The following is a 23,914-nucleotide window of genomic DNA, read 5'->3' as shown; positions in this document are numbered from 1 at the left end:
GTGCATCTTCGTAAGAAGTGGCAGTAACGATTTCGATAGTACGGCTTTCTAATTCAGCGATTAATGATTTAGTTGCACGATCGGCAAAGCTGTTTGGAGTAATGTTTTGGTGCTCAATAACGAGAGCACGCATTTTATTAGTACTATTATTGTTGTTCATAATAACGCCTGAATAGAATGATTGATGGCAGGTGTGTTTTACCACGACATAATTAATATGAAGTAATTAAACGCCTTGCCTAATACTTTTAGAAGGGAATAAATAATACTGCTTATTAATGTTTATATTAATTTTCAGTGTATTTATTATTTATTCCCATTTCATTTCTAGCTGGTTATTAATAAATTTCTTTAGTATCGAATTTATTAAATCTTAATTAGTTTGCTTTAACTTCTGGTTTAGTATCACGTGCTGCGATGAAACCGTAGAAGATGTAACCGAATAGCGTCAAGATGGTACCGCCGAATACTGCTGTCGCACCACAAGCGTATACACCGTAGATGCTGTAGATAACAGCTAATGTACCCACAACAGCGCCTAGGCGGTATTGTTTTGGTGTAACCATGTTTTTGCGAAGTAGCACTTCCAAACCTGTCATAGATAGGATGTAAGGTACCATGTTAATAAATACGGCTAGGTTCAATAGCGCGTTGAACTGACTGATCAAGTTTGGAGAGATAGTCATCACCGCTAGAATTAACTCAGCAACTAGCATGATAAGCATACCGGCAATTGGTGCACCTGCTTTGTTAGTCTTAGCAAAGATTTTAGGGAATAGACCTTCATCTGCCGCTGCTTTAGATACTTGAGCGTTAGTGAACTGCCAACCTAATAGTGAACCGATACATGCGATAACCGCTGCTAGTGTAACAATGTTACCTACTGTTGGGTTAAACATGTGGCTGAATACTAAGCCAAATGGTGCAGTAGATGCTGCTAGTTCTGCGTTAGGAATAATACCCTGGATAACACCAGTAGACGCAATGTAGATAACAGCAGCGAAACCTGTACCAAATAGTACTGCTAGTGGTACGTTACGCTCTGGATTTTCAACTGCATCAGAGTTAGCACCAGCAGATTCAATACCTAGGAACGCCCATAGAGTCAGTGCGATACCTGAAGATACAGAGTGCATTGTTGTGTCATGGTGTGGGTTCCATGCGCTCATGAATGTTTGTGGATCGAACCACCACCAACCGATAACAGATAGACCAAGTACAGGTAGAATAATACCCCAAACAGTGAATGCTGAGATTTGACCTGTGATCTTAGGACCACCAAAGTTAGCAACCATAGTAATGATAAGAATCGCACATACACCGAAGAAAGTGTGTACTGGCGTATCTAACCAAGGCATGAATGGCTTAATGTAACCAACAGCTGATACGGCAATTGCTACACAACTAATTACTAGACATACATAGTATGTGTAAGAAGAGATAAAGAAAGATGATTTGCCGTGTGCTTCTTCTGCGTAAGCTGACATACCGCCTGAACGTTTACAAAAAGCACCACATTTAGCAAACGTGTAAGCAATACACATTGCACCTAATGCTGTAACCACCCAAGATAACATTGAAATAGCACCAACTTGAGCCAAGCTCGCTGGTAGCATAATAATACCGGAACCCATCATGTTAACTGCAACAAGTACAGTTAAACCGACAAGGCCCATTTTTTTAGTGCCAGTATCTGATGACATATATTCACCTATGATTAGAAGGTAATAACTACTAAATAAGAAAGTAGTTATCGTTATATTTAATAAGACCCAATCCATGGCGAATTCATTAATAACATTAAGGTTATTATTTTATTTTTTAGTAGGGGGAACTAACTAAAAAATAACTCAGATATAAACCTTGGATATTAAGACTTATATATGAGAGTGAATTCGTTGTCCTTTCGATGAAGCGTATAATGCGACTGTTTTGCTTAAAAAAAAACGTTAATTTCGGAATGAAACGTTCCATTTTTAGTGTCAATAATGACAAACAGTATCGTTATTCGTTCAGTAACTATCGTGAATAACGTCAACTCATGAGTTGATGTTGTCAGGAGGGAGGTAAAAATAGCAATGAATAACAATGAGTTGTAAGTCTCGCGGGGTGAGATTTATCATATGAAATAGACTTTAAAAGTGAATAGTTGAAATATATTTATTCACTTTTCGTGCGATTTAATGCCATTTGTATGGTGTTTATTTTTTTCTTATTCAGGGTTAATTTTTATTTAATGACAGTAAAAAGTACTTTTTTAGTGAGAAATCGACGTCACTTTGAGAGGTTTAGTAAAAACTTAAATGATACGTTCAGGATTCATTAATAATAAATGGAATATTAATAATATTTTTAATCGTTTTTTGTAATAAAAGACCGTCATTATTTTCAATAATACGCATTGATTTATTATGCCTTTAAATAATTTAGGTGTTGGCGGTGGATTAATGAAGCGTAAATTCGGTTTTACTCTTTTAGAGTTAGTCATCGTTATTGTTAGCTTAGAGAGTTTAGTTGTTGTTGCGATACCCCAACCTCGTAACCATCAATATCAAAGCGATGATTAGCGGGAAAGAAACAGCTTTATTGAGTACCGTTGATGCAATATCGATAGCAAATATTACCCCACTGCAACGAAGAGGGGTATTGTTCAAGCGCTAGCCTCACCGAATACTTGATATCATTATCGAATGGATATGAAAACACTCACGTTAAGTGATCATTGTTGGAGTGGTTGGGCTGGCAGTATGCTGACAATAATAGATTTTAGATACGCATTATTATGTCATGTACGTTAATTTCGCAGAGGGAGCGGAAGGGGCTGGTCATACTCCTCCCTTTCATTTAGAACGCTATTTTAAGATCTGCCATCAAGCAACGACAATACAGCTCATAACAATGAGCCTAATTTGTTAAATGCCCGATGATTACAGTCATTGATGATAAATGCTGAAGCAATATCTATCACGATCAAAGAAAAAGGCGCTAAATTAGCGCCTTTTGGGGTGTTTTTTAAGAAGAAATACTTAAGCTGGCGTGACGCGAGAAGTGCCATCGTCAGAGATGTTAATTTGAACGCGCTCACCAGCGTGGAACATGACGTTAGGGTTAACCTGCTGCACGATAGAAACGGTACGACCACTATCTAGCTTTATTGTTAGGTTTACACCATTACGCTTAGTGACTTCGTTACCTGCTTCGTTACCAAGGTAACCGCCTAATAGCGCACCACCAATTGCCGCAATTTGCGAGCCGGTACCACCGCCTACGCCTGAGCCTAAAATCCCACCAATAGCACCGCCAGCAAGTGTACCAATACCATTACCGTTACCATTTAGTGTTACCGCTTGGGTACGAGTTACGGTGCCGTAATATACTTCTTGCATCTGGCGTGCATCATTAACATTGTAAGCATTACCATAAGGATTGGTTGCACAGCCTGCGAGACCTAACGTCGATAAAATCACGGTTAAGACAAGTATCTTTGTTTTCATGTTGTTTCTTCAATAAAAATACAGTGTTTAAATATTGGGTGTAATTTGAGCTTATTCGATAAGAAAAGAAAGCACGAAAACTCATTTTACTAAAACAGTAAATATAAGGTATTGAATCTGTTAATACGTTCTCTTATGTCCACTTTTATCAGCATGAAAAGTGTTAATAAATGCCGAGAAGTATTGGTGTAATTGTGCTGCTTCTGTTGTGAATTGAAGTTGAGTCAGTAGCGCTATCCCTACTTCACAGGTACATAAATTACCGTCTTGCTGATTACGTCGTAAGGCGTAGTTTGATGTCTGTTGTGGCGTTAAAGCTAAACGCGGTAAGTCACTAAGCCAAGGGCTTTTACGTACCATTTTTTTTGCTTCTTGCCAGGTCGCATCAAGAATAATAAACAGGGGGATGGGTTGGTCAGTATCGGCTTGAGGTAGCTCAATAGGGGGATGTTGCTCATCGCTTGGGAAAACCAGATAGGCTTGGTAGTGAGGATCACGCAGTTGCGCGAGCAAGTGTGCTGGCGGCTCGGTACGTTGCCATACCTCAACGCGGCAATGAGGCAAACTGTTTACCAGCAACTTACCTGTGTTGGTATCTTTATTAAGCTCTCGAGGGTGAGTTAATAACACAAAGTGTGCGGGGCACTGAAGGTGTGGCTCAAGGTTGCAAATACAATTGTGCTGAAAGCCACAGCGAGGGCATGACATGGTTATTTCTCCTAACCTCAAATACCCTTGCAGTGTGGCATAAATCGATGTCTTAAGTCACGACAGTGATAATGGCGTTTAGTCTTGTTTTGTCAGTACTAACCCATTATTGCCGATATGATATTTCTGACCGTTGACGGTTTCTTCTGTTGCGCTGAGCTGCTTCTTACTCGGATCAAAGGTATAAATACGTTCGCTATTGAGCCCATGATGTGAGGTCATCTTTACTTGCAGCTGAGTGTCGCTGATCGCTTGCCAATTCCCGTTTTCTTTTAGACTTGGATCGCCATTGGTGTATTGATATGTGGTTGTTGCAGAGTGATCGCTTTTAAGGCTCAGTAGAGTCGTTAATCCCATTTCTGGCTGACTTTTATACTCACCCACCCAATTACTATTACTGTCATCGCCACCAAAGCTACTTGGTAACCAACTTGCACAGCCAGTTAGCGTAGATGCGGTAAAGATAAGGGCGAGGGGTAACCGTGAAACTGTCATTTTATTCTCTCTATGGTAGGCTCAAATTCATGAGGAAGTTGGCAGTAATGGTAGAACAATATGGCCTATTGGTTATTTAAAACCGAACCAGATACATTTTCTATAGACACCCTAAAATCACAAAAAGTTTCACCTTGGGAAGGCGTCCGTAATTATCAGGCGCGTAATATGTTACGTGACGAGGTGAAATTAGGCGATCAAGTCTTCATTTATCATTCATCGTGTAAAGATGTCGGTGTAGTTGGGATCGCTACGGTGGTGAAAGCCTCGTATCCCGATCACTTCCAGTTTGATCCCGAGTGCCCGTATTTTGATCCGAAATCAGATCCAGAAAATCCACGCTGGTTTATGGTTGATATTGAATACCAACGTCACTTACGGTTAGTTAGCTTAAAGCGTATGAAAGCTAATCCAGCCTTGGCTGAGATGCCATTAGTAAAAAAAGGCAGTCGCTTAAGTGTGATGCCAGTTACTGACGCGCAATGGCAGGAAATTTTAACCATGACAGGGCAGTTCTAAACTGTTTTTCAAGGGGAAAAGAAAAAGGCTGTGTTTAACAGCCTTTCTATAGGGGGATTATGCGTGATTAAGGAGATACTTTTCTAAGTAGTGCGCTACCGCTTCATCAGCACTTGAACCGATAACCTCATTATCTGGCAGTGCTTGTTTCACTTTGTCATGAGAGGTGCCCATGATTAAGCCTTTACCTGCCATTGATAGCATTTCAACATCATTCATCCCATCACCAAAAGCAATACAATCGTCTAATGTCAGCTCGAGCGCTTTGGCGACAGCGGCTAAGGCATCGCCTTTAGAGACACCCGCATCCATTACTTCTAAGCACCAAGGTGTGGAAAATGCGATATTCGCTTTATCTTTAAACTCTTGATTAAAGGCTTGCTCCCACTTCACCATTTTCTCATGGTCAAGATCATCACGGGTGAAGAAAACTTTTAATACGTTATCTGTCGGCGGGTTCTCAACATCAAATAACTGATAGTTAAAGCTATCGTGGAAATCACGCAGTGCTTCATTTTCATGATTGAGTAGCCAATGGTCGCCTTGGTACAAGTGAATGTGTAAATCAGGATCGTGCTTTGCGAGTGCAATAACGCCACGGATCACTTCAGGGCTTAAACTTTGTTGGAACACAAGATTACCGTCGGCATCATGCACACTGGCGCCATTTGATGTGATCATGTAAGCCGGAATACCCAGTTTTTCACGCATTTCAGCGACATCTATATGGTGGCGACCTGTTGCAAATACAAAATGCTTATTGTGTTGATAAAGACGTTGTAAGACATCTTGAGTAAACGGGGCGATCTTATGCTCAGGAGTAAGCAAGGTGCCATCTAGATCTGAAGCAACAATTTTAAACATGTGAACTCTCGATAGTAAAACGGGCGGTAATGGTATGTAGCATGCCAATGAGAGATTAATTCTAGAACAAGTCAAAGAGGAAAAAAGAGGCTAAAGTTGGATAATTAGACTTCCGCTTTTCGTTCGCTTGATAAAAACGAAAGTCTGTTAGTGAAGATTAAGCAAAATGCGCCAAGAGTGCGGTAATCGCTTGGTTACGGAGCGGATCACTTTCAAATAAGATCTCATGGCGAGAACCTTCAATGATCTGAAAATCACAGTGTCCAGAGCCTTGGTTTAGCTGTTGATGAAATTGCTGCTGACAGGCGTTATCAACAATTTTATCTTCACTGCCTTGAAGTAAAAGAACAGGGATAGTGATGGTATTGGCTTGTTGAATCGCTCGACGTGCTGCTTTAATACTTTCCCATACCCAGTGATTACTTGCGCCACCAATGCGTAATTCAGGGCGGACATCATAAAGCTCGCGAAACCATTGGTAACGTGTTTGGCTGTGGGTAAGCAAGTTGCCATTGAACGGTTTTGCATAATAGGGCTTTTGACCAATAGCATAGTGAGGTTGACGACGAAATAATTCGGTGATGCCAATCAAGGCTTCGGCAAAGGGCTTTAAGTGCGGTTTAACATAGATGCCATGCATTGGCGCACTTAGTACGGCGCGATCAAAAAGAGTGGGATAACGAGCAAGTGCTAAACTGGTGATTGCCCCCCCCATCGAATGACCAAGGATGAAGTGCTGTTTATAACCTTGTGGTTTGACGATGTTTTGCATAAAAAGATGCAGGTCTTCAACGTAGTCATCAAAGTTTTCGACATACCCCAATTCATGATCGTCCACTAAGCGTTCTGACACGCCCTGACCACGATGGTCGAAGGAATAAACATGGTAGCCTTGTTTGACTAAATCATAGAACAGCTCTTGGTATTTCCAATAGGTTTCTACTCGTCCATTAACCACGATAATGACTTTATCACTGCACTTTGGGGTTAAACTGACCCATCCTAATTCACATTGTTTAACGCCTGTGAATTTTCCTTCGTGACGTTGTTGCCACATTTCACTTACCGCACTCGTCATTGTGTCTGTGAAATGTTCTTCTTGAGAAAAAGGGAGAAAAGTCGAAGGTTGACAAGTCATTAAAGCGCGTCCGAAATTTATCTGTTTAAAAATCATCACAGCAAATTATGGCGTGGCGATTACTGTGGATTAGTCAAAAATGGCATACTTAGTACAGTATACCTTATTTATCTAAGACAGAATAAGTGTATCCATATTGCTTTATTTGTTCTATTCAGGTTATAAACGCATTTTATAAATGTCATAAAAATTTCATTGAGATCACATGAGTATTGATGTTTGGTTAGCATATTTGCTCGCTGCAGTTATCTTTAGTTTTGCACCTGGCTCTGGGACCGTAAATTCAATCAGTAATGGGATGGTTTATGGCTGGCGTAAGTCATTAGCCTCTATTATCGGCTTGCAGTGTGGTATGGCTGCACACATCATTCTTGTTGGCGTAGGGCTAGGAACGATAGTCGCTGGCTCTGAGTTGGCTTTTACCATTATTAAATGGCTAGGCGCGGTGTATTTAGTGTGGCTCGGGATCCAAAAATGGCGCGAGAAGTCAGCATTAGCCTTAGATGAGCGTGATAGCTCCATATCGGCTACCACATTGTTTAAACGAGCAGTGTTTGTCAATTTAACCAATCCTAAAACGATTGTGTTCTTAGTTGCGTTATTTCCTCAGTTTATCAATCCAGTAGAACCTCAATTACCGCAGTTATTGGTACTTGGTATCACGACATTAGTCGTCGATGGTTGTGTAATGTTATTTTATGTACTGTTAGCGTCACGCTTTACCCGCTATATCCGTTCAACAACGGTGATGTCTCGTTTAAACCGTTTATTCGGATCTATGTTTATCGGATGTGGTGCTTTACTTGCTTTGGCTCGCGCGTAAATTTTGATGATAGATAAAGGAAAGGTTTGATGTATTCCTATGTTGCTCGTCAGCCAATTTTTAATCGTAAGCAACAAACGATTGGCTATGAATTATTATTTCGTGACGGAGAAAGTAATGCTTTTCCGAATATCGATGCGAGTGAAGCGACATGTCGCTTAGTTATGGAAAATTACATGGCGATTGGTGACAACCGCTCATACAAAGGTCAGCGAAATTTTATTAATTTTCCTGAGCATTGTTTGATTGAATTGATGCCATTATTACTGCCTAAAGATAAAGTTATTATTGAAATTCTTGAAAGTTGTCGTCCAAGTGATGAGCTTTTACAGGCAGTTAAACATCTCCACCAAAAAGGCTATCTCTTTGCGCTTGATGATTTTGATTGTCATCCTGAATGGCAGCGTTTCCTGCCGTATATATCCGTCATTAAGTTAGATTTACTGGCGCTAGGTCTCGATCAAGCCTGCCAATATGTCAAAGATAACCAGCACCTAAAAGCCAAGTTTTTAGCGGAAAAAGTCGAAACCTATGATGACTATTCGCAAGCATTAGCTGCGGGATTTCATTTATTTCAAGGTTATTTTTTCAGTAAACCTGAAATGCTAAAAAGCCGTAAAGTGGCACCATCAGAGCTTACAACGGTACAGCTACTGCATGAAATCTCCCATGATCCGGTCGATTTTTCGCGTATCGAAACCATTATTAGCAGTGATGTCTCTCTGTCCTATTTATTACTCCGTTACGTCAATACCGTGACCAAGCGCTTACGCTCACCGATCAGCTCATTTCGCCAAGCTTTAGTGTATTTAGGTGAAGATAACTTACGCTTATTTATTGGTGTGGTGGCGACCGCGCATGCTGCGCTTGATAAGCCGAAAGAGCTTTATGCTTTATCGTTATTACGCGCCAAAATGTGTGAGTTACTGGTGACAAAAGGCGGCATTGTGCTGCGCTCAGAACAAGCTTTTTTAGCCGGGATGTTCTCGTTATTGGATGCCTTGCTTGATAATTCATTAGAGAGCTTACTGGATATGATCCAGCTTCAACCTGAAATTAAATCCGCACTTTTACAACGTAATGGGCGATTGGGCTTAGTGTTGGATGTGGTTGATGCGTTTAGTACTGCAGATTGGACACGGGTACAGATTTGTTGTCAGGTGTTGGGGATAAAAGAAAAAGTGGTGCATGAAAGTTATTTAGCTGCGGTTGAGTGGGCAGATAAATGTACCGCAGTGAATTTAAAACGATGAAAAAATGGGGGCTATGTAGTCTCGCCCCCGAATGGGAATCATAATATTGCAGTTGGAGAGCCGAAGCGGGCCGCGCCGTTGATACAGCACATATAATATGGCCCAACTAAATTCATATCTGCTTGTTTATCTATTCTCTATTGGCGGTATGCATTTAACATCCATAGCAGTTTTTCTTGTTCACGGATGTAATCACCCATCAATGCTGCCGTACCTTCATCACCCGCATCACCTGCTTGCGCTAAAATTTGACGTTCTAAACGTAGCAAGACACTAAAACCATTTACTAAGCCTTCAACACAGTCTTTACCTTGTGTTGCATTGCGATGTTCTTTGATATCACTCACGGTGAGGTAACTGCTGAAGCTATGATCTGGCGTATGACCAAGGGTTAAAATCCGCTCTGCAAGTTCATCGATTTTTAGCTGAAGATCGGTGTAGATCTCTTCAAACTTCACATGAAGTTCAAAAAACTCTTGTCCTTTAATGTTCCAGTGATAGCCACGGGTATTCATGTATAATACTTGGTAATCAGCTAATAATTTATTGAGGTCTGTAGCCAGAGCTTGCGCTTTTTGGGTATTGAGACCGATTAAATTCATTTCGCTAGTCATGCTACTTTCCTCACTTATTCGATAAATTAGCTAAAAGGTGCTGACCTCTCAGAAGATGTATTCATTATAGGGTGAACCTCATGATAGATATAACTGTTAGGTTCTATTGTACCAATAGGTTTTAGCTATCTTTATTGGCTAGATAAGCGAAAGCCACCAGATGTGATTCGGTAAACATCGAGTGGCTTTCTAAAGAGAGTGATGACTATTTACGCTGCGATTAGATCACCGTGGCAGTTTTCACCATAGCAAGGGGTGATAGGAAAAACTTAACCTTTTTCTGCCTGTGTTGCGGTCACGCTTTGGCTCAGTACCTTAATGCACTCAGAAAGGGCCGGGTTTAAGGTTTTACTGGCGGGATAGCACAGCCCTAAACGGCGGAACATCCGTGGTCCTTCTAACGGTACTGCCACCAATTGATTGGCACTTTCCAGTACCCCTGTAGGGAGAAACGAAATGCCAAGCCCAGCTTGAACCAAGTGCATGACTTGAGTTTTATGCTCAGCTTTTGCAACGAGATTAACGGATAGGCCATCACAGGCGAGTAAGCTAATAGTCTGCTGATGGGCTTCGCAAGGCGGGCACTCAATAAAATCATGTTGGTGCAATTGCTCAGGCGAGACCGACGGCAAGTTTGCCAACGGGTGATCAGGCAACATGCAGAGGACGTAATCTTCATCCCATAGCGGCAAAAAGATCTCATCTTCTGCTTTGAACATATCAAGAGTTAAGCGCGCATCGGCAGGTTTTTCGTGATCAACCAGTTCGAGCGATAAATTGGCAATGTTGTGGTGTAAAGTTGCAAAGACTTTCGCCAGTTGGCTTTGGCTTAAATCAGGAAAATTTGCCAAGGTCAGTGGTAATCGCTCGGTGCGTTGCTGGAACAGTTGCGGTAGGGTATTTACATCATTAAGCAAACGGATCGCTAACGGATATAAGTAGTGAGCTTCATCGGTGACATCAACCCCTTTTTTATGACGTAAAAACAGTACAGTATTCAGCTCTTGCTCTAGTTGCTTAATACCGTTAGAGATCGACGGTTGAGAAACAAAGCAGCGCTCTGCGGCAAGGGTGATGTTTTTTTCTTCATAAACTGCAATGAAAAAGCGTAGTAGTCGTAAATCCATCGTAAGTTACCTGCATATGATGCTAAGTGAGCAGATTATCATAGGAATCGAATAAGCGGGAAAACAGGCACAAAAAAGCCGGACATGGTGCCCGGCTAAAGGAGGATTACAGGTTAACCTGCGATGTTGTAGTAAGTATTCGCACCTGGGCCGACTGGGATACCCAGTACGAACACCCAAACATAGAACATGATGCTCCAGCCAATCACGAATACAATCGAATAAGGCAGCATGGTTGCTATTAGCGTACCTAAACCAAGGTTCTTCTGGTAACGAGTGGCTACTGCTAGGATCATACCGAAGTAGCTCATCATAGGGGTGATGATGTTGGTAACAGAATCACCGATACGGTATGCCGCTTGAATGGTTTCAGGCGCATAACCTACCAGCATTAACATTGGAATAAAGATAGGTGCGGTTACCGCCCACTGCGCTGATGCCGAACCAATCATGAGGTTGATAAAACCACACATTAGGATGAAGGCGAAGAACAGCGCTGGGCCTGTTAGACCAATAGACTGTAGGAAATCTGCACCACCAACCGCGAACACTTGACCGAAGTTAGTCCACTTAAAGAACGCCACGAATTGAGCTGCGAAGAACACCAGTACAATGTACATACCCATTGATGACATTGACACAGACATCGCGTTGATCACATCACGGTCGTTCTTCATTGTGCCTACTACTTTACCGTAGACAAAACCCGGGATGGCGAAGAACACGAAGATAAATGCCACGATACCTTTAAGGAACGGAGAGCCTGCCACTAAACCTGTTTGTGGGTTACGTAAAATACCGTCAGCAGGCACAATTGTCAGTGCGAGTAGTGCTGCAACAGCTAGCGCTGCAAGACCCGCCGCTTTCAAACCTCTCTTCTCAAGCGCAGTCAGTTTGCCCATTTTATCTTGGCTTAAATCATCACTGGCTTCAGAGGCATCGTATTTGCCTAGTTTCGGCTCAACGATTTTCTCTGTAACGAACGCACCCATGATGGTGATAGCAAAGGTTGAAGCAAACATGAAGTACCAGTTCACTTCTGGGCCAACAGTGTAATTAGGATCGATCATTTGTGCTGCAGTCTGGGTAATACCCGATAGCAGGGGATCAACCGTACCTAGTAGTAAGTTCGCACTGTAGCCACCAGATACACCAGCAAAAGCGGCTGCAAGACCTGCTAATGGGTGACGACCTAGCGAGTGGAATAGCATTGCCGCAAGTGGAATAAGTACCACGTAGCCAAGCTCTGAGGCGGTGTTAGAGATAATACCGGCAAATACCACAACCAGAGTTACCATGCGACGAGATGCGCCCATCACTAAACCACGCATCGCCGAAGAAAGTAGGCCTGAGTGTTCAGCAATCGCGACACCTAACATGGCAACCAGTACGGTACCTAGTGGTGCAAAGCCAGTGAAGTTTTTCACCAGGTTTGCCACGATAAGTTGCAAGCCTTCAGCATTTAATAGGCTGACCACGTGGATCATGCCGTCTGCAGCACGACCTGGTGCGCCTTCTGGTCGAGGATCGGCAACAGAAACACCGAAATAGCCTGCGATGCCAGAGGCAACTAAAATCGCGACACAGAAGATAGCGAAGAGTGTGATTGGGTGAGGTAATAAGTTACCTAACCATTCGACGGTATCAAGAAAACGGGTAAAAAGTGTTTTCTTAGGATGTGGTTGTTGTTGTGAAGCTGATGAATGCATCACTACCTCCAATATAGTTTTAATCCCATCAATGGGTACTGCTTTTGTGAATAATATGTTATCTCGCAAAATGTTGTAAAATCAATGTTAAATTGTTTCTAATTGTAAATAGGTAATGAATAAGACTTTAAAACTTGTCTTTGGATAGAATTTTAAACTGCTTTTGCTGTTGTGTTTCTTGTTGCATAAAAAGTTTCAGTTAGATAAGAAAAGCGAATAAAAAAATCTCTTATCCATAATTTTTTTTGATGATAAACCTAAGAAATTGATATTTTTCACTTCTCTCAATCCGACCTATAGTGAATGCATCAACAACATGTCGGCCTGTTGAATATTTTTCGAATTACCAGAGTAGGAAAGTCTTATGTCTAAATCTTTAGTTGTTATTACGGGTGCAAGTTCGGGTATTGGTGAAGCAACAGCGCGTCAATTGTCTGCAGAAGGTTATCCATTATTATTACTTGCGCGTCGTGTAGATCGTATGGAAGCAATGAACCTACCTAATACACTATGTCGAGCAGTCGATGTGACTGATGCGCAAGCCATCCAAGCGGCCGTTACTGAAGCGGAAGAAAAGTTTGGTCCTGTTGATTGTTTAATTAACAATGCTGGCATGATGTTACTTGGTTTAGCTGATGAACAAGATCCAGCAGAATGGCAGACGATGTTTAATGTTAATGTGATGGGTATGCTAAACGGTATTCACGTTGTATTGGCAGGCATGAAAGCACGTAAACACGGTACAGTGATCAACATTAGCTCTATTGCAGGACGTAAAACCTTCCCTAATCATGCGGCGTATTGCGGAACTAAATTTGCGGTTCACGCGATCACTGAAAATATCCGTGAAGAAGTCGCTGACGATAATGTTCGCTTTATTACCATTGCACCAGGTGCTGTTGAAACAGAATTATTGAGCCATACCAGTAGTGACGCGATTAAAGCAGGCTATGAAGAGTGGAAAGAAGGTATGGGTGGGGTGATTGCACCACAAGATATTGCGAATGCGATTAGCTACGCTTACAACCAACCGCAGAATTTATGTATTCGTGAAATTGTGCTTGCTGCAACGCGCCAACAACCATAATGCGTTGGTGTTGAAGGAAGGAATGTCAGCGTGTCGTGAGTAATGTGAATAAAGACGCGCTTATTCAATACATGTTATTGATCCCCTGTTATATTTAAAGAGATGTTATTGGTATCAGTGATATTAATAACATCTCTTTTTTGTAGCAGAGGGATAGGTGATGAGAGAAAAGGTTGGGTATTTTGATCTTCTGCGGGTGGTTGCGGCCATTGCGGTAGTCGTGATCCATGTTTTAGGGCCGTATCGAGAACAATTAGGGCAAATACCTAACTGGGAATGGATCACCGCGATTACTTTTAACAGTTTTAGTCGTTGGGCTGTACCTGTATTCATTATGATCACAGGGGCATTAATGCTCAGTGATGAACGCCCATTTGAAGGGCGCTATTATTTCAAGCGTCGTGTCGGTAAAGTGTTGATCCCATTTGTTGTTTGGTCTGCTTTCTACGCTTTCTTCTCGGCGTTTTCTGCCTCAGGTACAGACTTTTCGACCAGTTGGAAGCTACTGACAGACATGCCTTTTCATGAAACTTACTACCACCTAGGTTTCTTTTACTACTTTATTCCTTTGTATGTCATAGTCCCTTTTTATCAATGGGCGGTACAACGTATGGAGCCTGGACAAGTAAAAGGGGTGGTGATGGTATGGCTGGTGATCACAGGATCGTATTTGTATCACATTGATGGCCTATGGAGTGAAACTTACCTGCTATACAGTGGCTATTTAGTCTTAGGCTACTGTCTGTACAAATATCATTGGCCTGCGATGAAGTGGCTTATTCCTTTAGCAATTGTGGCCTTGTTGGTGACAGATTATATGGTGGTGAGCCATAGTTTAGTGGCTGGCGAATATAAAATTGGTCGCTGGTTATCATACAAAACCCTGAATACAGCAATAGCGGCCGCAGGTGTCTTTGTTTTGTGTCGTTACATGTTTGATAAATTTAGTGAGAGTGCGCGTTCTCGATTAGCAATGCTGAGCCGCTATAGTTTAGGCGTGTATTTGCTCCATCCTATTTTCTTATGGCCATTGCGAAATTATGATTGGTATTTTGCGAACCCTCTGATTGCTATCCCTGTTTGGACAGTGATAGCGGGGGGGCTAGCGTTAGGAGCTAGTTGGTTATTAAGCCGTAGTCCGAAAACTGCTTGGTTAGTACCATAAAATAAAAAAGCCTGACAACGTCAGGCTTTTTTATTGCGTCCTATTGGCGGTTTAAATAGCGTTAATCACGCTGTAAGGCAAAGTGAATAAACTGTTGTCCACGATAGGTCATAGTGCCTTTATCTCCTGGGTTTAAAGCATGGTAATAGTGGATGCCCACCATAAATTCACGCTTTGGTCCTCCTGATATCGGCTCAACATAAATCCAATATTCTTCATCTTCTTCGCCCGCTTGAGCACCGATGATTTTATTGCTCTGTTTATCGAGGATCATTACGTCGAGTTTTTTCTCTGGCGCGCCAAGCCCCAGCGTATGTCGACGATAGCTAAAAATAAAATAGCCAAATGAGAAGATAAATAGAATGCAAATTGCCACGATGATCCCTGTTGGCATAACACTAACTCCTTGAACGATGAAAGACAGTTTCATGGCTATTATTCACAATCAGTGAAATATCACTAATCAATGGATAGAAAAGCGTGATCTATACGTGACAAAATGAAGCAAATTTTATGTTAGTTATATTGCATATTGGCACTTTAGTTGTAAGGTAAAGATATAGCATCAACAAGGAGTGGGCTCATGATTGATATTGAGCAAGTGATTGATCGTTCTCGCCGTATTGAAGATTTATTACGTCAGCATTATCACGCGAAAGGTTCTGAGCTTCAGCAATTAATTATCAGTTGTGAAGATCGCCTACCACATGATGTGCTAATTAAGCTGGATAAGATTGCTGAATTAAATAAACACTTCACTTCATCAGATACATTAGTTGATTCGAGTGATGAATTTATCAAGTTATGTAATTGGTGTGAAAAAGAGCTAGCCCCGCGAAGTAGTCGCTTGGTATGGGGAGTGGCTATTACATTATTGTGTGGCTTTACACTTGCGGCAATATGGTTTTATAGCGTGAATTGGCATCATATTAAGTTGTAAGCGTTAAATATTAGATTTTCTTATTTAGCCCGGTGCAGTAATGCGTCGGGTTTTCTTTTATTTAAAGATCAAAAATTGTAGGAATTTAATACGAATATTAACATTTTGTGACGTAGATAAAAAAATGGCGCCAATAGGCGCTATTTTTTGAAATTGATAATTCTTTTAGTAAAGAACGGGCAATGTCATTAGGCCTACAACAACTGCAATCATCATAAGTCCTTGTTTTTGTGAAGGTGTCATTATTCTTTCATCCTTTTTTAGTGGTTATTTTTTTCTTGACAAAAAGAATAACATTTTTTTAGCTGGTTTGGCAATTGAGGTTGGTGAAAAACTTAGATAAAAACATTTTAAAATCAAGATAAAGCTTTTAAATGGCAGAAAAAGAGAAGTTTATTGTTTTTTTACTATGGTGTTTTTTATGTTTTCTGTTTTGTTTTTATTTTATCTTTTTGATTTTATTGTTTTTATTGGTTTTTCGATGTGAGTGCGAATTGCTTAGTTATCAAAATAAGTGTTTATGTTATCTAGTCTTTTGTACTTTTATTTATTCTAACTTTTCTGTGGTGATGTTTGTTTTTTTATAACTAAATCAGTCGTTTTTTGTGTTTTTATTACCAAAACGCCTATTTGAATTGTGTTTTTATTTTTTTGGTGGTTTATTCACCAAGGTGATATGCGTAAAAAGTTACAGTGATAGCATGATTTTTTTTCTTATCTTAATGTTCTTATTGGTTTTTTTTAATTTGGTTTATAGTGTTCTTGAGGCTGCGATGTTTTTGGTGGATATAAAGTGGTAAAAAATTAATAAAATAGCTTTTTACGAGAGATAAACGGTTGCTTTTACAATCTATCAAAGGTGCATTGAGGGCTGTTATGAGGTGGTTGTACACCATTTCTGATTATTGAGATGGCAAACACCATGATATTTGCTCACCTTTACAAAGAGTGTATTTAACAGCGTAGTGAATGTCTGATTATGTGGTTATGTATTATATTTTTAGCGGTATTGCACATTACTGCTGCTTATCGAGGACCACGCTGGCTTTACTATGTCAGTAAACCGTTAACGGTTATGTTGATGGTAATACTATGTGTATGGAGCGGTGCCCCTAGTTTTTATTACTGGGCAATTGTTATAGGGCTTTGCTTTTCAATCATTGGTGATATTTACTTAATGTTGCCAGCAGATCGGTTTCTTGCTGGCCTGATGAGCTTTTTTCTTGCTCATATTGCTTTTACCGTCGCATTTGCCAGTCAATGGCAAGGAACAATAAGCTGGTGGCTACTTGCGCTTTGTCTTGCCATAGGTATTGTCGTTTTTTTACTGTTGTTACCCTCTCTAGCACCACTACAAACGCCAGTTGCTTTCTATATACTCATTATTATGGCGATGACCTTTGCTGCTGGGCAGTATTGGTTGTTGTCCCATAGCCAAGCCGCACTATTTACCATCGTTGGCGCTATTTTATTTGTGCTATCAGATCTGACCTTGGCTGTTAATCGTTTTAAGGGTGAGTTCAGTGCCGCAACGGCGATCATTATGTCGACGTACTTTATTGCCCAAGGTTTATTTGTTGGCTCGGTACTCGTTTTATAGCCTGTCATTTGAGGAGTTATCTATGTCAGAGCAATGGCAGTGTATCTATAGCGCTTGTAATAGCTTGGAAGCGCACAGCGTGAAAGGGTTATTAGAAAGTGAGGGAGTGAATGCACGGTTAACGGGTGAGGCGTTAGGTGCTGCGATGGGAGAGCTTCCAGCGAATGTTGTTGAAGTGAAAGTATGGGTTGAGCAATGGCAATGGCAACGCGCACAAGGGATTGTCAGTGATTATAAACGCACTGATTACCATGATTGGCATTGTTCGCAGTGCGGTGAAGTGAATCAAGGGCAATTTGAACTGTGTTGGAATTGCCAATGCGACCGCGATCAAGAGCCTTAATCGAGGTGAAAAGTAAGTATCAAATCAACGTGCAAATGATAAGAAAACCCAACCGTCTTTAACCCCATTCTTTAATGCGTATCCCTTCTTGATAGATGGTTATTGCGAATCATCTTTTTGCTGTCTAATTTCCTCGTCTTACCTATTCCGCTATTAAGTACTTCACGACCTTCTTTTTTATTGTTGCTATTTGGTAATAATCTTTTGTATTTTTATCGTATTGTTGTTTTAGGTGTAATTATTGATAATACACCCATCGAAACGCACAAGGCGTTCACAAACATAAATACACAAGGTTTTATTACTCATGAAAACAGTTATTAAAGCAACTATCGCAGCCGCTATCATCGCTATGTCTTACAACGCTTCAGCTAAAGATGGTGCGTTCACAGGTAATGTTCAATTTCAAAAAGCAGCGGCTAGCACTATGAATACAGGTCACTACCAAAAACAAGGTACTGCAGAGCGTTCACACTCAGGTGTGGTATTCACACAATCAGCATCACAACTTACCTTTGCTGAAAAGCTACTGTCTGCTGCTGATAAATAAGCCGCTGATATCGGCAAGTAACACCCCATTTAAATTATTACGTTTACGTAATAGTGGTTAACTTTTCATTTTATTGTTTATTTCCGGTAAGTGAGCTGTTGTTAGCATCAACACCAACAACAACCATAAAGATTTGGCGCCGATAACACTCACTTTGCTATTCACACTCTGTAAAAAATTCCGGCTTATGGCACACGCGGTAAGCCAACATAAATTACTTAATATTATCGGAGCTTTATTATGAGCAATGTCTTCTACATGCCACCTGTAACACTAATGGGCCCTAATGCTATTCAATCTTTAGGTGCTGAACTTGCGTCAAAAGAGCTGAAAAAAGCCCTAATCGTGACAGACAGTGTATTAGTTGAAGTGGGTTTAGTGAGAAAACTAACTGACGAGCTTACTGCGCACGGCCTTGATTACACTATTTACGATGGTGTGCAACCTAACCCAACAGAGAAAAACATTGAAGATGGCCTAGCGTTACTCGCAAGCAGCCATTCTGATTTTGTGATTTCATTCGGTGGTGGTTCTTCACACGATACTGCTAAAGGTATCGCATTGGTGGCAGCGAACGGTGGTAACATTCGTGATTACTCGAAAGGTGTACACCTTTCTAAAAAGCCACAACTTCCATTGGTAACCGTGAACACAACAGCTGGTACCGCTTCAGAAATGACAGTATTTGCGATCATCACTAACCAAGAAGATGAAACCAAATACCCAGTAGTTGATAAGCACTTCACGCCGATTATTGCAGTAAACGATTCAGAGCTAATGGTCGCAATGCCTAAGTTCCTAACTGCTGCAACCGGTATGGATGCATTAACTCACGCCGTTGAAGCGTATGTTTCAACAGCTGCAACACCAATTACAGATGCATCAGCCATTAAAGCGATTGAACTGATTGTAAACAACCTAGAAACGGCTGTTAACGACGGTGAAAACCGCGAAGCACGTGATGCAATGCAATACGGCGAGTACCTTGCTGGTATGGCATTCTCTAATGCCTCTTTAGGTTACGTTCACTCAATGGCGCACCAATTAGGTGGTGTTTACGACCTGGCTCACGGCCTATGTAACGCGATTCTATTGGCAGAAGTTTCACGCTTTAACGCCAAACAAGTACCAGAGCGTTTTGTTGATATTGCCAAAGCAATGGGTATCGACACAGCAGCAATGACTCAAGATCAAGCAGTAAATGCAGCCCTTGAAGCGATTGATGCACTCTCTGAAAAAGTGGGTACTAAGCAACGCCTAGCTGATTTAGGTGTAACTGAAGACAAGCTAGCGTTCATGGCGCAAAACGCCCTAAACGATGCATGTTCTTTAACTAACCCACGCAAAGCGAGCCTAGAAGAAATCGTAGCGATCTTTAAAGCACGCATGTAATTACCCTGATTATCGGTAATGAGGTGATGCAACAAAAAAAGCGAACCCTATGGTTCGCTTTTTTATTATCTTTAATTTGGTTACATCATATGCTTACGGCGGATATCAAGTAGGGCGAAGATACCAAAAATTAAAATGGACCATTTTTCCCAACCGGACATGTTAATTTTGTCGCCAAATGCACCAATAAATATCAGCATTTGTAAGCCATGCATCATAAACAAGAACGCTGTCATGATATATAACGCCATAGCAGCAACGCCAGGGAATGGGTGAACGATATTAATCAGTAGTACCAGCCAAACAAAGGCAATGGCAAGTTTTGCGATAAGTATTAGCGCCTTCATGGTTCCTCTCTTGCAAATAAGCGGTAGCAAACCTGTCCTGCCGTTTTTTCACGGTGTAGGTGCCAATGGCTTGGCGTTATCAGGTTGCCCAATTCCTTTTCTGCTTCAATATAAATCATTGCATGGGGAGCAAGCCAGCCGTTGTTTTCTAATGCGGCGATTACGTCTTGAATAAGATCTTTTCTAAATGGGGGATCAATAAAGACTAAATCATGTGCACGTCCTTGTTGTGACAAAAACGTTAAGCTGTCACCATTAACCACAGTGGCATTTTTTGCCCCAACGGTTTTTAAGTTTTGCTCTAATTGATTCGCGGCTTTTTTGTCGAGTTCAAGCATCGTTACGCTTTCAGCACCACGAGAAAGAGCTTCAAAACTTAAACCGCCGCTACCAGCGAACAGATCAAGGCATTTAGATTGATAAATGTCTTGCGCTAACCAGTTGAAAAGTGTTTCTTTTACACGGTCAGTGGTCGGACGTAGTCCTTCGACATCATGAACGGGTAATTTGCGTCCACGCCATTGTCCGCTAATGATGCGAACGAACCCGCCAGGACGATTATTTTGTGGTTTGCGAGTTGTTTGTTGTCTACGCTGCGTCATAGATTTTTTTGACCGTTAAGAAAATGATAGTATACACCTGTTTTTAGGCTGCAAATTGTACCAATCAAGCGCTAGGATTCGCCAATGGCAGAAAAAAAGAAACGCGGTTTATTTTCATGGCTCGGATTTGGCTCTGAAGATAACGATGCTCAAAAGGAACAAACTACTGAACAATCAGTAGTGGATGGGGCTATTGATAGCCCTGAATCAACACATTCCTCTGACGAGGCGAAGACGAAAGTTGAGCATAATAATGATGTTCAAACTGACGAAAGCGCTGCGGCAGAGCAAGAAAAGATTGCTAAGACCGATGATGTCGAATTGGCAAAGACGTTGCAAGTAGATGACACTGAAAAAAGCAGTGTTATTGAAGAAACTGTAACGACAGAGCCTGAAGCTTCAAATGTTCTTGAGCCTTCTAATGCAATAGATAACGCTGAGATTGTCGAATCTATCACTTCAACAAGCGTTGAAACAGGTGAAACTGAATCAGCGACGGAAGAAGAGATAGCAAAACCCGTCGAGCAAGAAAAACCAAAATCGGAAGGCTTCTTTGCCCGCTTAATGCGTGGTTTAAAGAAAACTAAAACCAACTTTGGTGCGGGTTTCTTTGGCTTATTTAGCGGTAAGAAAATCGATGATGAACTGTTTGAAGAGCTGGAAGAACAGCTACTCATTGCAGATGTCGGCATGGATACCACGCTGAAAATTATCGAAAATCTGACTGATAAAGCATCAAAAAAGGAACTTAAAGACGGCGAAGCCCTCTATGGTTTACTAAAAGATGAACTCGCTGGCATGTTAGCAAAAGTCGAACAACCTTTGGTTATCGATACCAGCAAAAAGCCTTATGTCATCTTAATGGTCGGCGTAAATGGGGTGGGTAAAACGACCACTATCGGCAAGTTAGCGAAGCAATTCCAAGCAGAAGGTAAATCTGTGATGTTAGCAGCAGGTGATACATTCCGTGCTGCTGCCGTTGAACAGCTGCAAGTTTGGGGTGAACGAAACCACGTTCCTGTTGTTGCCCAGCATACGGGGGCTGATAGCGCATCAGTGATCTTTGATGCCATTGAATCGGCAAAAGCAAAAAATGTTGATGTGGTTATTGCTGATACTGCTGGCCGTTTGCAAAACAAAGGCAACTTAATGGAAGAGCTGCGTAAGATTGTACGTGTAATGAAAAAGGTGGACGTTGATGCCCCTCATGAAATTATGCTAACTGTCGATGCGGGCACCGGTCAAAATGCCATTAGCCAAGCTAAATTGTTCAGTGATGTTGCTCCTGTATCAGGAATTACGATCACTAAATTAGATGGTACAGCGAAAGGTGGTGTGATCTTTGCGGTGGCAGATCAGTTTAATATTCCGATTCGATACATAGGTGTCGGTGAAGGTATTGACGATCTCCGTCCATTTGCTGCAGAAGAATTTATTGAAGCATTATTTAGTGATGAGGAATAAAGTGTGATTCGATTTCAGCAGGTAAGTAAAGCTTATCGTGGCGGTAGGCAAGCCCTACAGAAAGTAGATTTTCATCTACGTCCAGCAGACATGGCTTTTTTAACTGGTCACTCTGGTGCAGGTAAAAGTACCCTGCTGAAATTAATTTGTGCTTTAGAACGACCAAGTGATGGCCAGATCTGGTTTAACGGTCATGACATCACGCGATTGCCAAATAAGCAGATCCCTTTTCTGCGCCGAAATATCGGTATTATTTTCCAAGATCATAAATTGTTAATGGATCGCAGTGTGTACGACAACGTCGCGTTACCACTGCGAGTGGAACAAGTCTCGGAAAATGAGATTAAGCGTCGTGTTTGTGCGGCACTTGATAAAGTTGGATTATTGGATAAAGCAAAATGTTTGCCGATCCAATTATCTGGCGGTGAACAACAGCGTGTGGGTATTGCCCGCGCTGTTGTTAACAAACCTATGTTACTGCTAGCTGATGAGCCTACTGGCAACCTAGATGCGGATTTATCACAACAAGTACTACGCTTGTTTGAAGAATTTAATCGTGTTGGAGTCAGCGTTTTAATGGCAACCCACGATACATCATTATTAGCGAGTCGAAATTATCGTCGCTTTGATTTACAAAAAGGAAATCTAAGGGAGCTTACTCATGGCGCGTAAATCTACGGGCTTTTTTGCGATCCATCGTCAGCAAGGAAGTGCCGCATTAAAGGATATGTTTCGTCGCCCACTAGGTAACTTTTTAACCTTAGCTGTACTCGCATTTGCGTTAACGCTACCGTGCACCTTCTACCTAATGGCTAAAAATATCACGGTAGTGGCAGATTCTTGGCAAAACCCTAGCCAAATTACGTTGTATTTGAATAACGATGTCAGTGACAGTGACGGTCAAGCTTTTGCTGATACTGTTAAAACTTGGCCTGAAGCAGAAAGTGTTCAATATATTTCTGCGGCCAAAGGATTAGAAGAATTCCGTCAACACGGTGGCTTTGAAAAAGCACTCAGTTTGTTTGATAGTAAAGATAATCCATTGCCAGCGGTGGTGATTGTTAAGCCTGCACCTGATTGGCAGGGCGATGTGCAAGCCCGTGCGCTAGCCGATAAATTAGGTAAAGAGCCACAAGTTAATGAAGTGCGTTTAGATAGTGATTGGTTACAACGTTTAGCTGCTATTCAAGATCTTGCTATAACGTTAGCGGCATTGATGTCAGGCTTAATGCTTTTTGCTGTGTTTTTAATTGTTGGCAATACATTACGTTTACAAGTGTTGAGCCATAAAGATGAAATCCAAGTGATGAAAATGGTGGGGGCAACCGACAGTTATATTTTGCGCCCTTATCTCTATGTCGGTGCTTGGTATGGTTTGATTGCGGCCGTGATTGCTTGGATCTTAGTGGCGATTGTGACATTACTGCTTGATGAAGCTGTGGCGAAACTTGCTAACCTCTATGGAAGCAATTTTAGAATGATAGGATTGAGCTGGGATGAAAGCTTAATTATGGTTATGCTTGCTACGTTTTTAGGCTTGTTGGCAGCACGACTTTCTGCTGGTCGACATCTAAAAGAGATCGAGCCTGTGTAACGTATTGTTTCTCAGCCCTGACATCATTTTATTTATTATTGATGCCTGTAATTCATATTCATTTGTACTTGAGCTTGCAATTGAAC

At 41.4% G+C, this 23,914-nt stretch carries 26 protein-coding genes; 14 read left to right on the top strand and 12 right to left on the bottom strand.

The features are described from left to right. Window positions 1-377 precede the first annotated feature (377 nt). Complete coding sequence (potE, locus tag C9J42_RS14715; protein ID WP_107208682.1) at window positions 378-1,703, bottom strand: putrescine-ornithine antiporter; 1,326 nt, start codon at window positions 1,701-1,703, stop codon at window positions 378-380. 708 nt (window positions 1,704-2,411) lie between these two features. Here potE and C9J42_RS21735 point away from each other — a divergent pair. After that, the gene (locus C9J42_RS21735) at window positions 2,412-2,567 is read left to right on the top strand and encodes a prepilin-type N-terminal cleavage/methylation domain-containing protein (RefSeq protein WP_146144321.1); all 156 of its coding nucleotides are present in this window, start codon (window positions 2,412-2,414) and stop codon (window positions 2,565-2,567) included. Between the two features lie 459 nt (window positions 2,568-3,026). Here C9J42_RS21735 and C9J42_RS14705 read toward each other — a convergent pair whose 3' ends face one another. The 3 genes from C9J42_RS14705 to C9J42_RS14695 form a co-directional block, all read right to left on the bottom strand. Further along, window positions 3,027-3,494, bottom strand: coding sequence for a glycine zipper 2TM domain-containing protein (locus C9J42_RS14705; RefSeq protein ID WP_107208681.1), 468 nt, complete (start codon window positions 3,492-3,494; stop codon window positions 3,027-3,029). 120 nt (window positions 3,495-3,614) lie between these two features. After that, window positions 3,615-4,202, bottom strand: coding sequence for a tRNA-uridine aminocarboxypropyltransferase (locus C9J42_RS14700; RefSeq protein WP_107208680.1), 588 nt, complete (start codon window positions 4,200-4,202; stop codon window positions 3,615-3,617). 78 nt (window positions 4,203-4,280) lie between these two features. After that, complete coding sequence (locus tag C9J42_RS14695) at window positions 4,281-4,697, bottom strand: hypothetical protein (RefSeq protein ID WP_107208679.1); 417 nt, start codon at window positions 4,695-4,697, stop codon at window positions 4,281-4,283. A gap of 60 nt (window positions 4,698-4,757) precedes the next feature. Here C9J42_RS14695 and C9J42_RS14690 point away from each other — a divergent pair, with 60 nt between their 5' ends. After that, window positions 4,758-5,216, top strand: coding sequence for an EVE domain-containing protein (locus C9J42_RS14690; protein ID WP_107208678.1), 459 nt, complete (start codon window positions 4,758-4,760; stop codon window positions 5,214-5,216). A gap of 57 nt (window positions 5,217-5,273) precedes the next feature. On the opposite strand, the gene C9J42_RS14685 is transcribed toward C9J42_RS14690, so the two are convergent. Both C9J42_RS14685 and C9J42_RS14680 read right to left on the bottom strand, forming a co-directional pair. Next, the gene (locus C9J42_RS14685) at window positions 5,274-6,080 is read right to left on the bottom strand and encodes a Cof-type HAD-IIB family hydrolase (RefSeq protein ID WP_107208677.1); all 807 of its coding nucleotides are present in this window, start codon (window positions 6,078-6,080) and stop codon (window positions 5,274-5,276) included. 157 nt (window positions 6,081-6,237) lie between these two features. Further along, window positions 6,238-7,158, bottom strand: a complete 921-nt coding sequence (locus C9J42_RS14680) for an alpha/beta fold hydrolase (protein WP_107290860.1) — start codon at window positions 7,156-7,158, stop codon at window positions 6,238-6,240. 265 nt (window positions 7,159-7,423) lie between these two features. On the opposite strand from C9J42_RS14680, the gene rhtB reads away from it, so the two are divergent. Then, window positions 7,424-8,041: a homoserine/homoserine lactone efflux protein gene (rhtB, locus tag C9J42_RS14675; RefSeq protein WP_107247029.1), complete on the top strand. Its 618-nt coding sequence runs from the start codon at window positions 7,424-7,426 to the stop codon at window positions 8,039-8,041. 29 nt (window positions 8,042-8,070) lie between these two features. Continuing rightward, window positions 8,071-9,294, top strand: a complete 1,224-nt coding sequence (locus C9J42_RS14670; RefSeq protein ID WP_107208675.1) for an EAL and HDOD domain-containing protein — start codon at window positions 8,071-8,073, stop codon at window positions 9,292-9,294. Between the two features lie 137 nt (window positions 9,295-9,431). Here the strand turns inward: C9J42_RS14670 and C9J42_RS14665 are convergent, their stop codons facing one another. The 3 genes from C9J42_RS14665 to C9J42_RS14655 all read right to left on the bottom strand — a co-directional run bounded on the left by C9J42_RS14665 (window position 9,432) and on the right by C9J42_RS14655 (window position 12,744). After that, complete coding sequence (locus tag C9J42_RS14665; protein ID WP_107208674.1) at window positions 9,432-9,908, bottom strand: Dps family protein; 477 nt, start codon at window positions 9,906-9,908, stop codon at window positions 9,432-9,434. A 269-nt stretch (window positions 9,909-10,177) separates the two neighbouring features. Next, window positions 10,178-11,035 (bottom strand): LysR family transcriptional regulator, encoded by an 858-nt coding sequence (locus C9J42_RS14660; RefSeq protein WP_107208673.1) that lies wholly within the window; start codon window positions 11,033-11,035, stop codon window positions 10,178-10,180. Window positions 11,036-11,148: 113 nt separating this feature from the next. Then, window positions 11,149-12,744, bottom strand: coding sequence for an AbgT family transporter (locus C9J42_RS14655; protein WP_107208672.1), 1,596 nt, complete (start codon window positions 12,742-12,744; stop codon window positions 11,149-11,151). 364 nt (window positions 12,745-13,108) lie between these two features. On the opposite strand from C9J42_RS14655, the gene C9J42_RS14650 reads away from it, so the two are divergent. Together C9J42_RS14650 and C9J42_RS14645 are read left to right on the top strand one after the other, a co-directional pair. Next, on the top strand, window positions 13,109-13,831 hold the full coding sequence (locus tag C9J42_RS14650; RefSeq protein ID WP_107208671.1) for an SDR family oxidoreductase: 723 nt from the start codon (window positions 13,109-13,111) through the stop codon (window positions 13,829-13,831). A gap of 160 nt (window positions 13,832-13,991) precedes the next feature. Then, complete coding sequence (locus C9J42_RS14645) at window positions 13,992-14,996, top strand: acyltransferase (protein WP_107208670.1); 1,005 nt, start codon at window positions 13,992-13,994, stop codon at window positions 14,994-14,996. Between the two features lie 61 nt (window positions 14,997-15,057). On the opposite strand, the gene C9J42_RS14640 is transcribed toward C9J42_RS14645, so the two are convergent. After that, entirely contained in the window at window positions 15,058-15,390 is a 333-nt protein-coding gene (locus tag C9J42_RS14640) for a DUF2500 domain-containing protein (RefSeq protein ID WP_005372057.1), read from the bottom strand. Window positions 15,391-15,579: 189 nt separating this feature from the next. Here C9J42_RS14640 and C9J42_RS14635 point away from each other — a divergent pair, with 189 nt between their 5' ends. From C9J42_RS14635 to C9J42_RS14610, 5 genes are all read left to right on the top strand, one after another. Next, a complete protein-coding gene (locus C9J42_RS14635) occupies window positions 15,580-15,936 on the top strand; it encodes a DUF4145 domain-containing protein (protein ID WP_107208669.1) in 357 nt (118 codons plus the stop codon). Between the two features lie 979 nt (window positions 15,937-16,915). After that, complete coding sequence (locus C9J42_RS14625) at window positions 16,916-17,536, top strand: lysoplasmalogenase (RefSeq protein ID WP_107247033.1); 621 nt, start codon at window positions 16,916-16,918, stop codon at window positions 17,534-17,536. Between the two features lie 22 nt (window positions 17,537-17,558). Then, on the top strand, window positions 17,559-17,879 hold the full coding sequence (locus C9J42_RS14620; RefSeq protein ID WP_005372049.1) for a DUF2007 domain-containing protein: 321 nt from the start codon (window positions 17,559-17,561) through the stop codon (window positions 17,877-17,879). A 307-nt stretch (window positions 17,880-18,186) separates the two neighbouring features. Continuing rightward, window positions 18,187-18,429 (top strand): hypothetical protein, encoded by a 243-nt coding sequence (locus C9J42_RS14615; protein WP_107302098.1) that lies wholly within the window; start codon window positions 18,187-18,189, stop codon window positions 18,427-18,429. A gap of 240 nt (window positions 18,430-18,669) precedes the next feature. Next, window positions 18,670-19,821 (top strand): iron-containing alcohol dehydrogenase, encoded by a 1,152-nt coding sequence (locus C9J42_RS14610; RefSeq protein WP_107302097.1) that lies wholly within the window; start codon window positions 18,670-18,672, stop codon window positions 19,819-19,821. 80 nt (window positions 19,822-19,901) lie between these two features. Here the strand turns inward: C9J42_RS14610 and C9J42_RS14605 are convergent, their stop codons facing one another. Further along, window positions 19,902-20,168, bottom strand: coding sequence for a DUF1145 domain-containing protein (locus C9J42_RS14605; RefSeq protein ID WP_005372036.1), 267 nt, complete (start codon window positions 20,166-20,168; stop codon window positions 19,902-19,904). Then, window positions 20,165-20,770, bottom strand: a complete 606-nt coding sequence (rsmD, locus tag C9J42_RS14600) for a 16S rRNA (guanine(966)-N(2))-methyltransferase RsmD (protein WP_005372034.1) — start codon at window positions 20,768-20,770, stop codon at window positions 20,165-20,167. Before rsmD ends, C9J42_RS14605 begins: the two co-directional genes overlap by 4 nt. Window positions 20,771-20,854: 84 nt before the next feature. Here rsmD and ftsY point away from each other — a divergent pair, with 84 nt between their 5' ends. The 3 genes from ftsY to ftsX are packed head-to-tail and all read left to right on the top strand — an operon-like array spanning window position 20,855 to window position 23,828. After that, window positions 20,855-22,234, top strand: coding sequence for a signal recognition particle-docking protein FtsY (gene ftsY, locus C9J42_RS14595; RefSeq protein ID WP_107208666.1), 1,380 nt, complete (start codon window positions 20,855-20,857; stop codon window positions 22,232-22,234). A 3-nt stretch (window positions 22,235-22,237) separates the two neighbouring features. Further along, window positions 22,238-22,906, top strand: coding sequence for a cell division ATP-binding protein FtsE (gene ftsE / locus C9J42_RS14590; RefSeq protein WP_006647648.1), 669 nt, complete (start codon window positions 22,238-22,240; stop codon window positions 22,904-22,906). Beyond that, window positions 22,896-23,828 (top strand): permease-like cell division protein FtsX, encoded by a 933-nt coding sequence (ftsX, locus tag C9J42_RS14585; protein ID WP_107208665.1) that lies wholly within the window; start codon window positions 22,896-22,898, stop codon window positions 23,826-23,828. The genes ftsE and ftsX overlap by 11 nt, the downstream gene beginning before the upstream one ends. The last annotated feature ends 86 nt before the right edge of the window (window positions 23,829-23,914 follow it).

This window comes from Photobacterium sp. GB-56 (genome assembly GCF_003026105.1).
GTDB lineage: Bacteria > Pseudomonadota > Gammaproteobacteria > Enterobacterales > Vibrionaceae > Photobacterium.
Note: the sequence above shows the minus strand (reverse complement) of the source record. Positions and strands in the feature narration are given on the sequence as shown.

Coding starts and splice junctions, on each gene's coding strand:
- potE (WP_107208682.1), bottom strand. CDS start 1,703: ATGTCATCAGATACTGGCACTAAAAAAATGGGCCTTGTCGGTTTAACT.
- C9J42_RS21735 (WP_146144321.1), top strand. CDS start 2,412: ATGCCTTTAAATAATTTAGGTGTTGGCGGTGGATTAATGAAGCGTAAA.
- C9J42_RS14705 (WP_107208681.1), bottom strand. CDS start 3,494: ATGAAAACAAAGATACTTGTCTTAACCGTGATTTTATCGACGTTAGGT.
- C9J42_RS14700 (WP_107208680.1), bottom strand. CDS start 4,202: ATGTCATGCCCTCGCTGTGGCTTTCAGCACAATTGTATTTGCAACCTT.
- C9J42_RS14695 (WP_107208679.1), bottom strand. CDS start 4,697: ATGACAGTTTCACGGTTACCCCTCGCCCTTATCTTTACCGCATCTACG.
- C9J42_RS14690 (WP_107208678.1), top strand. CDS start 4,758: ATGGCCTATTGGTTATTTAAAACCGAACCAGATACATTTTCTATAGAC.
- C9J42_RS14685 (WP_107208677.1), bottom strand. CDS start 6,080: ATGTTTAAAATTGTTGCTTCAGATCTAGATGGCACCTTGCTTACTCCT.
- C9J42_RS14680 (WP_107290860.1), bottom strand. CDS start 7,158: ATGACGAGTGCGGTAAGTGAAATGTGGCAACAACGTCACGAAGGAAAA.
- rhtB (WP_107247029.1), top strand. CDS start 7,424: ATGAGTATTGATGTTTGGTTAGCATATTTGCTCGCTGCAGTTATCTTT.
- C9J42_RS14670 (WP_107208675.1), top strand. CDS start 8,071: ATGTATTCCTATGTTGCTCGTCAGCCAATTTTTAATCGTAAGCAACAA.
- C9J42_RS14665 (WP_107208674.1), bottom strand. CDS start 9,908: ATGACTAGCGAAATGAATTTAATCGGTCTCAATACCCAAAAAGCGCAA.
- C9J42_RS14660 (WP_107208673.1), bottom strand. CDS start 11,035: ATGGATTTACGACTACTACGCTTTTTCATTGCAGTTTATGAAGAAAAA.
- C9J42_RS14655 (WP_107208672.1), bottom strand. CDS start 12,744: ATGCATTCATCAGCTTCACAACAACAACCACATCCTAAGAAAACACTT.
- C9J42_RS14650 (WP_107208671.1), top strand. CDS start 13,109: ATGTCTAAATCTTTAGTTGTTATTACGGGTGCAAGTTCGGGTATTGGT.
- C9J42_RS14645 (WP_107208670.1), top strand. CDS start 13,992: ATGAGAGAAAAGGTTGGGTATTTTGATCTTCTGCGGGTGGTTGCGGCC.
- C9J42_RS14640 (WP_005372057.1), bottom strand. CDS start 15,390: ATGCCAACAGGGATCATCGTGGCAATTTGCATTCTATTTATCTTCTCA.
- C9J42_RS14635 (WP_107208669.1), top strand. CDS start 15,580: ATGATTGATATTGAGCAAGTGATTGATCGTTCTCGCCGTATTGAAGAT.
- C9J42_RS14625 (WP_107247033.1), top strand. CDS start 16,916: ATGTGGTTATGTATTATATTTTTAGCGGTATTGCACATTACTGCTGCT.
- C9J42_RS14620 (WP_005372049.1), top strand. CDS start 17,559: ATGTCAGAGCAATGGCAGTGTATCTATAGCGCTTGTAATAGCTTGGAA.
- C9J42_RS14615 (WP_107302098.1), top strand. CDS start 18,187: ATGAAAACAGTTATTAAAGCAACTATCGCAGCCGCTATCATCGCTATG.
- C9J42_RS14610 (WP_107302097.1), top strand. CDS start 18,670: ATGAGCAATGTCTTCTACATGCCACCTGTAACACTAATGGGCCCTAAT.
- C9J42_RS14605 (WP_005372036.1), bottom strand. CDS start 20,168: ATGAAGGCGCTAATACTTATCGCAAAACTTGCCATTGCCTTTGTTTGG.
- rsmD (WP_005372034.1), bottom strand. CDS start 20,770: ATGACGCAGCGTAGACAACAAACAACTCGCAAACCACAAAATAATCGT.
- ftsY (WP_107208666.1), top strand. CDS start 20,855: ATGGCAGAAAAAAAGAAACGCGGTTTATTTTCATGGCTCGGATTTGGC.
- ftsX (WP_107208665.1), top strand. CDS start 22,896: ATGGCGCGTAAATCTACGGGCTTTTTTGCGATCCATCGTCAGCAAGGA.